The following is a 13037-nucleotide window of genomic DNA, read 5'->3' on the forward strand; positions in this document are numbered from 1 at the left end:
GCCAATGAACAAGGCCCGCGACAGCGGGCCTTGTTCATTGCGGCGGGCTCTCGCTCAGTCCCGCCCCAGCCCCTGCATGGCCAGATCCGGGTCGGGCTCGGAGACCACGCCGTCATTGAGATCGCGGGCCGAGCGGCCCAGCATGGTGGTCATCAGGCTGGAGAGCATGGTCACGCCCCAGAAGGCGAAGAAGGCCAGCGTGTAGATGCCCTGGCGCGACCAGCCCAGGTCGCCGAGCCAATGCAGCTCCAGCGGGTCCACAAAGGCAAAAACCAGCATCTCCATCACGGCGGCTGCCAGAAAGGCAGGCCAGGCAATCCACATCCAGCGTTGGGCCAACATCAGCGATCTCCTTGTGCTGTCGAGGGGTCGCCTTCATTGTGCGCCGCGCCAACGCATGGCGCCAAGCCCCGCAGCGCCCTGCACGCCTGTAGGAAACCCTCACCCGTCGCGCATGCCGGAGATGCGATCCGCCATGCAAAAAGGCCGCGACTGCGGCCTCTTGCAGGGGTGCACGGCGATCAGCGGTCCGTGGGGTGATCGTGCGCGGGCGTGGCCGCATGGTTGCGGCCGGTGACGGCGGGCGCCATGCTCTTGGGCACTTCGCGCACGCCATCGGCACGCTCGTTGATCGTGATGCCGTTGCGGTAGTAGTCGGGGTCGATCACGGGATCGGCGCCATTGATGGCGATGATGGCCGTGATCACGGCAGCGACCACCACGGCCGCCGGGCCGGCCACCACCAGCCAGACATGGCCGAACTTCCACCAGGGCTTGCCGGCGTCGGGGTGCGATGGAGCGTGCGCGGGCGCGGACACTGCGGGACTGGAAGACATGGGAAACCTCTTTCTTTCAGGCGGCAGGCGCGGACCGTGCCGCGCCTGCCAGGAACATCACCGGGGCACCAGGAAGACGGCCTTTTCGGACGCGCGTCCCGCGCCTGAATGCACGGCATCGATATCGAAGAATACGGTGTGCGAGCCCGGCTCGGCCGAACCGTAGGGAATCTGCAGGCGCGCCGCAATGCCGCGCGTCTCGGCCGGGCCGACCTCGACTTCCTGCTCGGACGCCAGCTCCAGCCCATCGAGGCCGTGGGCGCTGATGCGGTAGCGCTGGGCCTGCTCGGTGGCATTCATGATCTGCAGGCGGTAGACATTCTCCAGCTTGCCGCCCGCCACGATGCGCGACAGCGAGGCGCGGTCGCGGATCACGTCCACCTTGACCGACTGGCGCAGCGCCAGGCTCACGATCATGGCCACGCTCAAGCCGATCAGCACGGCCGAGTAGATCAGCACGCGCGGACGGAAGATGCGGCGCAGCACCTGGGCACGCCGCCACAGGCCGGCCATGGCGTTCTGCGTGGTCAGGCGGATCAGGCCGCGCGGGTACTCCATCTTGTCCATGATGGAATTGCAGGCGTCTATGCACAGGCCGCAGCCAATGCATTCGTATTGCAGACCGTTGCGGATGTCGATGCCCACGGGGCAGACCTGCACGCACATCTTGCAGTCGATGCAGTCGCCCAGGCCCTGGGCCTTGTAGTCCACCTTCTTGGTGCGCGGTGCACGCGGCTCGCCCCGGCCCGTGTCGTAGCTGACGATCATGGTGTCCCGGTCGAACATGGCGCTCTGAAAGCGCGCATAGGGGCACATGTACTTGCAGACCTGCTCGCGCATGTAGCCCGCGTTGCCATAGGTGGCAAAGCCGTAGAACAGCACCCAGAACATCTGCCAGCTGCCCTGCAGCGCCAGCAGCTCGCCGCCCAGCTCGCGGATGGGCACGAAGTAGCCCACGAAGGTGAAGCCGGTCCACAGCGCAATGGCGATCCACAGCAACTGCTTGAGCGACTTCTTCCAGGCCTTCTCGAAGGTCCAGCCGTTCTTGTCCAGCCGCATGCGCGCGCTGCGGTCGCCTTCGACCTTGCGCTCCACCCACATGAAGATCTCGGTGTAGACCGTCTGCGGGCACGAGAAGCCGCACCACAGGCGCCCGGCCACGGCCGTGAACAGGAACAATGCCAGCGCCGAGATGATCAGCAGGCCCGCCAGGTAGATGAAGTCCTGCGGGTACAGCACCAGCCCGAAGAGATAGAAGCGCCGCGTTCCGAGGTCGAACAGCACCATCTGGCGCTGGCCCCACTCCAGCCAGGGCAGGCCGTAGAAAACCAGTTGGGTGAGAAACACCAGGGCCCATCGCCAGCGTGCGAAGACACCGCTGATGGAGCGCGGGTAGACCTTCTTTTCCGACTCGAACATCGACACCAGCTCGCCCGGATCAGGCGTGGCCGGCGTGATCGGAATGACTTTGCGGGGAGGCTTCCCGGTGTCATCCCCGCTCTCGGGCTTCATGGTGGGTTCCTTTGTTTTTTTGAAATATCTGAAAACTCAAAACGCAAAAAGGCGGCGCCGCAGCGCCGCCCCTGTGCTTACTGACGGACTGCGCCGTCTTTGTGCGACATGCCCCAGACATAGGAAGCAAGCACCGCGATCTGCGCCTCGGTCAGCTTGTCCTTCTGGGCAGGCATCTCGTTGTGCTTGCCGTTGTTGATCATGGCCGTGATGGCGGCCTCGCCCCAGCCGTGCAGCCAGATGTCGTCGGTCAGGTTGGGCGCGCCCAGGGCCTGGTTGCCCTTGCCGTCCATGCCGTGGCAGGCAGCGCAGGCCGTGAACTTGGACTTGCCCAGCGAGGCCTTGAGCGAGTCGTGCGGGCTGCCCGACAGGCTCAGCACATAGTGCGAGAGGTTGCGCACATCGTCGGGCGTGCCGACGGCAGCGGCCATGGGCGGCATGATGCCGATGCGGCCACCCGTGATGGTTTCCCTGATCTTCTCGGGCGTGCCGCCATGCAGCCAGTCGCCATCGGTCAGGTTGGGGAAGCTCTTGCCGCCGCGTGCATCCGAGCCGTGGCACTGTGCGCAGTTGTTCATGAACAGGCGCTCGCCGATGGCCATGGCCTGGGGGTCCTTGGCCATGTCTTCGGTGCTCATGCTCGTGAACTTGGCGTACAGCGGCTCCAGGTCCGCGCGGGCCTTGGCCATCTCGTTTTCATAGGCGCCCAGCTGCGTCCAGCCCAGCTTGCCCGCGAACGAGCCCAGGCCCGGATAGGCCGCCAGGTAGGCGAAGCCGAACACCGAGGTGATGATGAACAGCCACATCCACCACTTGGGCATGGGGTTGTTCAGCTCGCGCAGGTCCTCGTCCCAGACGTGGCCCGTGGTGTTGTCGGCCGATGGGACCACCTTCTTGCGTGCGGTGAGATACAGCAGCAGCAGGCAGCCGATGATGCCGCCCAGCGTGATCGCCGTGACATAGATCGACCAGAAGTTGTTTACGAAATCGCTCATGGGAAGTTCTCGTTCTGGTGGAGGGACTCAGTCTTGCTCGAACGGCAGCTGGGCGGCCTCGTCGAAACGGGCCTGGTTGCGGCGGGCGAACGCCCACCACCAGATGCCGATGAAGCAGGCCAGCGAGGCCAGCGTGGCCACGATGCGCATGGTGGTGATGTCCATGTCGCTCTCCTTTACTTGACCGAACGGCCCAGGACCTGCAGGTAGGCGATGACGGCGTCCATTTCCGTCTTGCCCTTGACCTGCTCGGCAGCGCCGCTGATTTCCTCGTCGCTGTAGGGCACGCCCACCTTGCGCAGCGCGCTCATGTGCTGGGCGACCACGGTGTCATCCACCTTGTTCTTTTCCAGCCAGGTGTAGGCAGGCATGTTGGACTCGGGCACCACGTCGCGCGGGTTGTTCAGGTGGATGCGATGCCATTCGTCGCTGTACTTGCCGCCCACGCGGTGCAGGTCGGGACCCGTGCGCTTGGAACCCCACTGGAAGGGGTGGTCATAGACGAACTCGCCAGCCACCGAGTAGTGGCCGTAGCGCATGGTCTCGGCGCGGAAGGGGCGGATCATCTGCGAGTGGCAGTTGTAGCAGCCCTCGCGCAGATAGACGTCGCGGCCCATCAGCTGCAGCGGCGTGTAGGGCTTGAGGCCAGCCACCGCTTCCGTGGTCGACTTCTGGAAGAACAGCGGAACGATTTCCACCATGCCGCCGACGGCCACCACCAGCAGGGTCAGCACGATCAGCAGGAAATTGTTGGTTTCCACCTTCTCGTGGGAAAAGCTCTTGGGAGCGCTATTGTTGTGATCGGACATGAGTAATGCTCCTAGACGCTCAGGCGTGGGCCACGACGGCAGGCACGGCCACCTTCACCGAACGGCCCGAGATCGCGGTCTTCCAGGTGTTCCACAGCATGACCAGCATGCCGCCCAGGTACAGCAGGCCACCGGCCACGCGGATCACGTAGAACGGATAGCTGGCCTTGACGCTTTCGACGAAGGTGTAGGTCAGCGTGCCATCGGGATTGACGGCGCGCCACATCAGGCCCTGCATCACACCGGCGATCCACATCGCGGCGATGTACAGCACGATGCCGATGGTGGCCATCCAGAAGTGCAGTTCGATGGCGCCCACCGAGTGCATCTTGGTCTTGCCGAACAGGCGCGGGATCAGGTAGTACAGCGAGCCCATGGTGATCAGGCCCACCCAGCCCAGGGCACCCGAGTGAACGTGGCCCACGGTCCAGTCCGTGTAGTGCGACAGCGCGTTGACGGTCTTGATGGACATCATCGGACCTTCGAACGTGGACATGCCGTAGAACGACAGCGACACGATCAGGAAGCGCAGGATGGGGTCGTCACGCAGCTTGTGCCATGCGCCCGACAGCGTCATCACGCCGTTGATCATGCCGCCCCAGCTGGGAGCCAGCAGGATCAGCGAGAACACCATGCCCACGGACTGCGTCCAGTCGGGCAGCGCGGTGTAGTGCAGGTGGTGAGGACCCGCCCACATGTAGGTGAAGATCAGCGCCCAGAAGTGGACGATGGACAGGCGGTAGCTGTAGACCGGACGGCCAGCCTGCTTGGGGATGAAGTAATACATCATGCCCAGGAAGCCCGCGGTCAGGAAGAAGCCCACGGCGTTATGGCCGTACCACCACTGCACCATCGCGTCCTGCACGCCGGCGTAGGCCGAGTAGCTCTTCATCCAGCCGGCCGGAATGGCCGCGCTGTTGACAATGTGCAGCAGTGCCACGGCGATGATGAAGGCGCCGAAGAACCAGTTGGCCACATAGATGTGACGGACCTTGCGGATGCCGATGGTTCCGAAGAACACGATGGCATACGAGACCCAGGTCACGGCGATCAGCAGGTCGATCGGCCACTCCAGCTCGGCGTACTCCTTGCCCTGGGTGTAGCCCAACGGCAGGCTGATGGCGGCGGCGACGATGACGATCTGCCAGCCCCAGAAGGTCAGGCTGGCCAGCTTGGGCATGAACAGCCGCGTCTGGCAGGTGCGCTGCACCACGTAGTAGCTGGTTGCGAACAGCGCCGATCCGCCAAAGGCAAAGATCACGGCGTTCGTGTGCAGCGGACGCAGGCGTCCGTAGCTCAGCCATGGAATGCCGAAGTTGAGTTCCGGCCAGGCCAGCTGCGAGGCGATCAACACCCCGACAGCCATGCCTACCACCCCCCAGACGACGGCCATGATAGAGAACTGCCTTACGACGGAATCGTCGTAATAGACAGCGTTTTTATTTGAACTATCCATCGTGCACCCCTTAGATTGCTATCAAAGTGTTACGTTCTTCGCTCCCGGGCGTGTTGACCCACGTCAATCGTCCCGAAGAATGCGCTCACCCTCTTGCTCCACACTCTCGAACTGCCCGCGATATACGGCCCACCACAGGGCCGCAAGGATGGCCAGCACCAGCACCACCGACAGCGGGATCAGCAAATACAAAATATCCATGGTCAGTTCCCCGTGGCGCTGACGCGCCACGCCTTGCCCCCAGAACGGGCGCGATCCAGCTCAGTGACACCGAGCAAGAGCCGCCTCGCGGCGAAGGTGTCGTTCCCCTCCCGCGAAGCGAGAGAGGGGGAAGCGGCGCAGCCGCTCAGGGGGTGTATTTCCATCAGAACCTCCCCACCGTTGCGGTGGAGCCCGTCTTCATCGCGACGGACGCTGCGGGCGCAGCAGGCGTGCCCGTGTGTTTCGTTGCAGCCAGTGGCAGGCTGCGCGCAAGGCGCGCGGCATTCATCACCACCAGCAGCGAACTCAGTGCCATTCCCAGGCCGGCCACCCAGGCAGGCATGAAGCCCGCCAGGGCCAGCGGAATCGACACCGCGTTGTAAGCGGCTGCCCAGGCCATGTTCTGGCGCACCACCTGCAGCGTGCGGCGCGACAACAGGCATGCCTGGAGTACCAGTTCCAGGCTGTCACCCAGAACAACGAAATCTGCGCGCGATTGTGCCAGGGGCACTGCTCTACCAAAAGCAAAAGAGACATGCGCTCCAGCTAAAACTGGGCCGTCGTTGAGGCCGTCGCCCACCATGGCCACGTGGTGGCCGGCAGCCTGCGCCTGCTGCAGGCGCTCCAGCTTGTCCTGCGGGCTGCAGCCGCCTTCGGCCTGGGTGATGCCCACGCGCGCCGCCATGGCGCGGGCCGCGTCCTCGCGGTCGCCGGACAGCAGCATCACCTGCACGCCATGCCGGTGCAGCGCCTGCACCACGGCGGCGGCCTCGGGCCGCACGTCCTCGCTGAGGACGAAGCGGGCCAGCGTGTGCCAGCCCTGCGAGGTCTCCTCGGCCAGCAGCACACCCTGCACGGGCTGCTCCCCGGCCAGGCCTGCGTGCAGGGCCGAGCCCAGCCGCAGATGGCGGCGCGCGCCGGGGCGCTGCACCCAGGCGTCCAGGCCCAGGCCGGCCATTTCCTGCATGGTGTCCAGCTTCCAGTCTGTGGCGGCATCGGCGCCAGCCTGCGCAATGGCGCGCGAGGCCGGGTGGATGGACTGGCGCGCCAGCAGCGCCGCCAGTGCCAGCACTTCGTCGGCGTCTTCGCCCGCAGCAGGCTCGAAGGACGACAGGGCCAGGCCATCGCGCGTGAGCGTGCCGGTCTTGTCGAACACCAGGGTGTCCACGGCGGCCAGCGCCTCCAGGCCCTGCAGGTTGCGCACCAGCACGCCGCTGCGCGCCAGCGTGCCGGCGGCGGTGAGCATGGCCACGGGCGTGGCCAGCGACAGCGCGCAGGGGCAGGTGACGATGAGCACGGCCACCGCCACCATCATGGCCTTGCCGGGATCGGTGGGCCACCACCAGATGGCGGCGCCCAGCGCAGCCAGCAGCACCACGACGAGAAAGGGCCGCGCCACCTTGTCGGCCAGTTGGGCCAGGCGCGGCTTTTGCAGCGAGGCGCTTTCCATCAGGCCCACGATCTGGGCGAAGCGCGTATCGGCGCCCACGCCATCCACGCGCACATCGACCACGGCATCCAGGTTGTAGCTGCCGGCCGTGACGGTATCGCCCTCGGCACGCAGCACGGGCGTGGACTCGCCGGTGAGCAGGGCCTCGTCGGCATGGGTGCGGCCGCGCACGATGGTGCCGTCGGCCGGGAAGGCCTCGCCACTGAGCACGCGCACCCGGTCGCCCGCCCGCAGGCGGCGCGTGGCCACGCGCTCGAAATGGCCGGCTGCGTTCTCGCGCAGCACGGCATCGGGCAGGCGGTTCATCACCGCTTCCAGCGCGCCGGCCGTGCGGTCGCGCAGGCGCAGCTCCAGCCAGCGGCCGGACAGCAGGAAGAAGACGAACATGGTCAGCGAGTCGTAGAAGACTTCCTCGCCGAAGGGCCCCGAAGGATCGAAGGTGCCCAGCGAACTGATCACGAAGGTGATCAGCATGCCCAGGGCCACGGGCAGGTCCATGCTCACGCGGCGCTGGCGTATGTCGCGCAGCGCGCTGGAGAAGAAGGGGCCGCAGCAAAACAGCACCACGGGCAGCGAGATGACCCAGGAGGCCCAGCGCAGCAGCGTCTCCATCTCCTGCGACAGGTCGCCGGGGCGGGCCACGTAGGCGGGCCACGCATACATCATGACCTGCATCATGCAAAAGCCGGCCACCAGCCAGCGCCACAGCGCACGGCGGCTCTCGGCCTGGCGGCGCTCGCGCGCAAAGGCATCGCGTGCGGGAAGCGCCTGGTAGCCGGCGCGCCGCACGGCCTCCATCCACTCGGAGGGAAGCACCTGCGCATGGCGCCAGGTGACACGGGCGCGGCGCGTGGCAGCACTGACTTCGGCCTTCTCCACTCCGGGCACGGCACGCAGCGCATCCTCGATGGTCAGGGCGCATGCGGCACAGTGCATGCCTTCCAGAACGACGTGCGAATCCCAGGCGGGAAAGTCGGTAGGTTCCTTGGAAGGGTCGGCGGGAGTTGCGGGGCCTGCGGGCCGTCCGAACGAACTCCACTCCTGCGGGTCATCCAGCAGCCGGGCGGTGGCCTGCTGCGAGGGCGAGGGGCCTGAATCAAGCGCCGCCACTGCCGCCTCGCTGGATGGGGCTATCGTGGTGTGGGGCATGGTTCTTAGCGTAATCGGGCCGCATGATAAGCGTATTGACATTAATCAACCGTTAACTCATGGTTGGGTCTATGCTGACTTCATCCCATCCATCAGCACACACGAAAGGAGCACGCATGTACAACCGCATCCTGATCGCCACCGACGGTTCCGAGCTTTCCGACAAGGCCGTGGACAGCGGGCTGGGCCTTGCCGCGCTGTGCGGCGCCAGCGTCGTCGTCGTCCAGGTGGTGCAACACTATCCGCGCAGCTACTTCGAGGGCGGCGAGACCGTGGACCTCAAGCAGATCGAGCGCATCGAAGGCCAGTGGACTTCCAACGCGCAGACCGTGCTGGATGCCATCCATGCCAAGGGACAGGCTCTGAAGGTCAACGTGACCACCGAGATCGTCAAGTCCGACCTGGTCGCCGAAAGCGTGATCGACGTGGCCAAGCGCCGCGACTGCGATCTCATCGTCATGGCCTCGCACGGCCGCAAGGGCCTGCAGCGCCTGCTGCTGGGCAGCGAGACGCAGCATGTGCTCACGCACACCCATATCCCCGTGCTCGTCCTGCGTTGAAGGGTAGCGGCAGCCTCGGCGGCCGCCACACAAAAAAAGGCATCGGCGGCGCCGATGCCTTTTGCTTTTTCAATCAGGCCAGGGCGCAATCCGCACCCTGGCGCCAACTCAGGCGAACAGCTGCTTGTGTTCGTCGCGCAGCAGGTTCTTCTGCACCTTGCCCATGGTGTTGCGCGGCAGCTCCTGCACTACGAAGCAGCGCTTGGGAATCTTGAAATTGGCCAGCTGGCCCTTGAGCGCATCGACCACCGCCTGGGGCTCCAGGGCGGCACCGGGGCGCGGCACGACCACGGCCACGCCCACTTCGCCGAAGTCCGGGTGCGGCACGCCGACCAGGGCGCTTTCGGCCACGCCGGGCAGCTCGTTGATGAAGCCTTCGATCTCGGCCGGATAGACGTTGTAGCCGCCCGAGATGATCAGGTCCTTGCTGCGGCCCACGATGCTCACATAGCCCCGCTCGTCGAGCTTGCCCACGTCGCCCGTGCGGAACCAGTCATCGGCCGTGAACTCCTCGGCCGTCTTCTCGGGCATGCGCCAGTAGCCCTTGAACACATTGGGGCCACGCACCTGGATATTGCCGATCTCGCCCACGGGCACCTGCTCGCCTGCGTCGTCCACGATGCGCACGCCCACGCCGGGCAGCGCAAAGCCCACGGTGCCGGCGCGGCGCTCGGACTGGCCGCCGTTGTGCGCGTCGGCGCGGTAGGGATTGGAGGTCAGCATGATGGTCTCGCTCATGCCGTAGCGCTCCAGGATGACGTGGCCGGTGCGCTCCTGCCAGTCGCGGTGCGTCTCCACCAGCATGGGTGCCGAGCCCGAGATGAACAGCCGCATGTGGGCCGCCGCCTCGCGCGTGAGCCGCGCGTCCGCCAGCATGCGCACATAGAGCGTGGGCACGCCCATGAAGACAGTGGCGTCGCGCATGCGCGAGATCACCGTGCCGGGCTCGAACTTCGACAGCCAGATCATGGGGCTGCCATTGATCAGCGCGCCGTGGATGGCCACGAACAGGCCGTGCACATGGAAGATGGGCAGCGCGTGGATGAGCACGTCGCCGTCCTGCCAACCCCAGTAGTCCTTGAGCGTCTCGGCGTTGGACAGCATGTTGCCGTGCGTGAGCATCGCCCCCTTGCTGCGGCCGGTGGTGCCGCTGGTGTAGAGGATGGCGGCCAGGTCGTCCTCGCCGCGCTCCACCACCTCATGCTCGTCGCCATGGTGGGCCGCGCGCTCCAGCAGCGTGCCGCTGCGGTCGTCGCCCAGGGTGTAGACATGGGCCACGCCCGAGGTGAAGGCGATCTTGGAGACCCAGCCGAAATTGCCCGGCGCGCAGACCACGACGGCGGGCTCGGCATTGCCCACGAAGTATTCGATCTCGGCGCTCTGGTAGGCCGTGTTCAGCGGCAGGAAGACATGGCCGCTGCGCAGCGTGGCCAGATAGAGCATCAGCGCCTCGACCGACTTTTCCACCTGCACGGCGATGCGGCTGGCGGGCGGCAGTTGCAGCGACTGCAGCAGGTTGGCCATGCGCGCGCTGCCACGGTCCAGGTCGGCCCAGCTGTAGAACAGGCTGGCGCCGTCCGCGCCTATGGCCTCTACGGCCCACTTCTGCAGATCCTGGGGAAAGGCGGCGCGCAAGGCAGCGAACAGATTGCGGTTGGTCATGGCTGTGAAGAAGAAGGAAGAGTCCGCGGGAAGCAGGGAAATCTCAGGCACGTTCATGGTTGGGCGAAGGCTGCGCCACGGACAGCTCGCGCAGGATGCGCTCGCGGTCCGCGTCCAGCGCGGGCGGCTGCCTGCGCACCAGGGGCTGATCGCACGCGGCCAGCAAGGGGTTGCCCGCCACACGCAGCGTCTGGCCACCGGGGGCCTGCACCTGGGCCAGCATGCCGCGCTCGCGCACCTGGGGGTGCTCGACGACATCGGCCACGCTGTTGTACTCCCCCGCCGGGATGCCATTATCAGTGAGCAGGCGCAGCCAATGCGCCCTGGGACTGTCCCGCAGGCGCGCCTCCAGCGCGGCCTTGAGTTCGGCCTGGTGCTCGCAGCGCAGGGCATTGCCGGCAAAGCGCGCGTCCCCGGCCAGTTCGGGCAATTGCAGCAGGCTGCACAGCTTGCGGAACAGCACATCGCTGCCCACGGCGATGACGAACCAGCCGTCCTGTGCCGCGAACACATCGAAGGGTGCCATGGACGGATGCCGCGTACCCATGGGCCCCGGCACGCTGCCCAGCGCACCGAGCCGCGCCACGGGGTTCTCCAGCAGGGCCACCTGGCAGTCGAGCATGGAAACATCGACACGCTCGCCCTGCCCCGTGCGGGCGCGGCGCATGAGTGCGGCCTGCGTGCCGATGACGGCGTACAGCCCTGCGCCCAGGTCGCCGATGGACACGCCCACGCGGCAGGGCCCGGCGCCGGGGTGGCCGGTCACGCTCATCATTCCGCTCATGGCCTGAACCACCATGTCGTAGGCAGGAAAGCCGCTGTAGGGACCTGTCTGGCCGAAGCCAGAGACCGACGTCATCACCAGCCGGGGATGGCGCGCATGCAGGGTCTCCCAGCCATAGCCGAGCTTGTCCATGGTGCCGGGGCGGAAGTTCTCGACCAGCACATCGGCGCCTTGCAGCAGGCGCTCGAAGACCTCGCGGTCCTGCGGCTGCTTGAGGTCCAGCGCAATGGATTCCTTGTTGCGGTTCACCGACAGGAAATAGGCCGACCCCCCGTCCACAAACGGCCCGATGCCGCGCGCATCGTCGCCCGTGCCGGGCTGCTCCACCTTGATCACGCGCGCGCCCAGGTCGGCCAGCATCTGCGTGCACATGGGGCCGGCCAGCACGCGCGTGAGGTCGATGACGGTAAGGCCTTCCAGCGGCAGGCCCGTGGCTTGTTCATTCATAGGGATTTCCATATCGTTATCTATTGCTTGATGCGACACCCACAACCCGTGGGACCGGCGGGGCCCAAGACCAGGACACCGAGGAAGGGCCGCTCCCGCACCGAGGGTGTCGTCCCCCCCGCGAAGCGAGAGGGGGAAGGCGCGTGGCGCCTCAGGGGGTGTCTCACTGCAGCCCGGCGCCGGAACGCTGGGTCAGGGCCTTGGACTCCTGACCTTCCTTCAGGGCCCAGGTACGGAATTCCTCAAGGGATGCCGAGGGCGCGGCCAGATTGCCCTGCTTGGCCAGCCTGGCCTTCACATCGGGGTCTTCCAGGGCCTTGGTGCTGGCATCGAACAGCTTCCTGGCCACCTCCTCGGGCAGGCCCGCCGGTGCGAACAGGCCGAACCAGAAGGTGTAGTCAAAGCCCGGCACGCCGGACTCCTTCATGCCAGGCAGCTCGGGAAACAGCGGGGAGCGCTCGGCCGTGCTCACGGCCAGCATGCGCAGCTTGCCGGCCTGGGCCAGCGGCAGCACCGAGGGCGGTGTGCCGAAGGTGAGGTCCACATCGCCGGCGGCCACGGCCTGTATCGATGGCGCGCCGCCCTTGAACGGCACATGCAGCATGCGCAGGCCGCCGCTGGCGCCCGCAAACGACAGCGTGGCCAGGTGCGTGATCACGCCTGCGCCCGAGGAGGAATAGCTGAGCTTGTCGGGCTGGCTGCGTGCCAGAGCCACCAGATCGCCCACGCCCTGGCCCGGAAAATCCTTGCGCACGGCCAGCAGCATGGGGGCCGAACTCCAGCGCGTGATGCCCGTGAAGTTGCGCGCGCCGTCATAGCGCGCGCTCTTGTAGAGCAGCTGGTCCGAGCCATAGATATTGGCGCTGCCCAGCAGCAGCGTGTAGCCGTCGGGCGCTGCACGCGCCACATGCTCGGAGGCCAGCGTGGTGCCGGCGCCCGGGCGGTTGTCCACCAGCAGGGGCTGGCCCAGGATCTTGCCGACCTTGTCGGCCACGATGCGCGCCACCGCGTCGGCACCGCCGCCGGGCGGAAATCCCACGACCAGCGTGACGGGCCGCGCGGGATAGGACTGGGCCATCGCGCCACCGGCCAATCCGGCCAGCAGCAACGACAGTGCAAAACGCTTGAACATGGCTTGTCTCCTGTTTATTGATACCCCCTGAGTCGCTGCGCGCC

The 13037-nt window shown here is 66.4% G+C and carries 13 protein-coding genes; 1 reads left to right on the plus strand and 12 read right to left on the minus strand.

Going from position 1 to position 13037, the window contains the following annotated elements; translation table 11 throughout:
- Window positions 1-54: 54 nt before the first annotated feature.
- The 9 genes from DA1_RS16210 to DA1_RS16250 all read right to left on the minus strand — a co-directional run bounded on the left by DA1_RS16210 (window position 55) and on the right by DA1_RS16250 (window position 8408).
- The gene (locus DA1_RS16210; protein ID WP_013803226.1) at window positions 55-342 is read right to left on the minus strand and encodes a hypothetical protein; all 288 of its coding nucleotides are present in this window, start codon (window positions 340-342) and stop codon (window positions 55-57) included.
- A gap of 179 nt (window positions 343-521) precedes the next feature.
- A complete protein-coding gene (locus tag DA1_RS16215; RefSeq protein WP_034391806.1) occupies window positions 522-836 on the minus strand; it encodes a FixH family protein in 315 nt (104 codons plus the stop codon).
- Window positions 837-893: 57 nt separating this feature from the next.
- Complete coding sequence (gene ccoG, locus DA1_RS16220) at window positions 894-2348, minus strand: cytochrome c oxidase accessory protein CcoG (protein ID WP_013803227.1); 1455 nt, start codon at window positions 2346-2348, stop codon at window positions 894-896.
- A gap of 77 nt (window positions 2349-2425) precedes the next feature.
- Complete coding sequence (ccoP, locus tag DA1_RS16225) at window positions 2426-3343, minus strand: cytochrome-c oxidase, cbb3-type subunit III (RefSeq protein WP_012204626.1); 918 nt, start codon at window positions 3341-3343, stop codon at window positions 2426-2428.
- Between the two features lie 27 nt (window positions 3344-3370).
- Window positions 3371-3508 (minus strand): cbb3-type cytochrome oxidase subunit 3, encoded by a 138-nt coding sequence (locus DA1_RS16230; RefSeq protein ID WP_012204625.1) that lies wholly within the window; start codon window positions 3506-3508, stop codon window positions 3371-3373.
- A gap of 11 nt (window positions 3509-3519) precedes the next feature.
- On the minus strand, window positions 3520-4152 hold the full coding sequence (ccoO, locus tag DA1_RS16235) for a cytochrome-c oxidase, cbb3-type subunit II (protein WP_012204624.1): 633 nt from the start codon (window positions 4150-4152) through the stop codon (window positions 3520-3522).
- 19 nt (window positions 4153-4171) lie between these two features.
- Window positions 4172-5608, minus strand: coding sequence for a cytochrome-c oxidase, cbb3-type subunit I (gene ccoN / locus DA1_RS16240; protein ID WP_012204623.1), 1437 nt, complete (start codon window positions 5606-5608; stop codon window positions 4172-4174).
- Between the two features lie 63 nt (window positions 5609-5671).
- Window positions 5672-5809 carry a cbb3-type cytochrome oxidase assembly protein CcoS gene (gene ccoS / locus DA1_RS16245; protein ID WP_013803228.1) on the minus strand — a complete coding sequence of 46 codons (138 nt, stop codon included), beginning with the start codon at window positions 5807-5809 and terminating at the stop codon, window positions 5672-5674.
- A gap of 163 nt (window positions 5810-5972) precedes the next feature.
- A complete protein-coding gene (locus DA1_RS16250) occupies window positions 5973-8408 on the minus strand; it encodes a heavy metal translocating P-type ATPase (RefSeq protein ID WP_034391803.1) in 2436 nt (811 codons plus the stop codon).
- A gap of 116 nt (window positions 8409-8524) precedes the next feature.
- Here DA1_RS16250 and DA1_RS16255 point away from each other — a divergent pair, with 116 nt between their 5' ends.
- Window positions 8525-8968 (plus strand): universal stress protein, encoded by a 444-nt coding sequence (locus DA1_RS16255; protein ID WP_012204620.1) that lies wholly within the window; start codon window positions 8525-8527, stop codon window positions 8966-8968.
- Between the two features lie 108 nt (window positions 8969-9076).
- On the opposite strand, the gene DA1_RS16260 is transcribed toward DA1_RS16255, so the two are convergent.
- The 3 genes from DA1_RS16260 to DA1_RS16270 all read right to left on the minus strand — a co-directional run bounded on the left by DA1_RS16260 (window position 9077) and on the right by DA1_RS16270 (window position 12993).
- Window positions 9077-10630 carry a malonate--CoA ligase gene (locus tag DA1_RS16260; protein ID WP_034398319.1) on the minus strand — a complete coding sequence of 518 codons (1554 nt, stop codon included), beginning with the start codon at window positions 10628-10630 and terminating at the stop codon, window positions 9077-9079.
- A 43-nt stretch (window positions 10631-10673) separates the two neighbouring features.
- Window positions 10674-11861 carry a CaiB/BaiF CoA transferase family protein gene (locus tag DA1_RS16265; protein WP_034391801.1) on the minus strand — a complete coding sequence of 396 codons (1188 nt, stop codon included), beginning with the start codon at window positions 11859-11861 and terminating at the stop codon, window positions 10674-10676.
- 163 nt (window positions 11862-12024) lie between these two features.
- Complete coding sequence (locus DA1_RS16270; RefSeq protein WP_034391799.1) at window positions 12025-12993, minus strand: Bug family tripartite tricarboxylate transporter substrate binding protein; 969 nt, start codon at window positions 12991-12993, stop codon at window positions 12025-12027.
- Between the last annotated feature and the right edge of the window lie 44 nt (window positions 12994-13037).

Source organism: Delftia acidovorans NBRC 14950 (genome assembly GCF_001598795.1).
Lineage (GTDB): Bacteria > Pseudomonadota > Gammaproteobacteria > Burkholderiales > Burkholderiaceae_C > Comamonas > Comamonas acidovorans.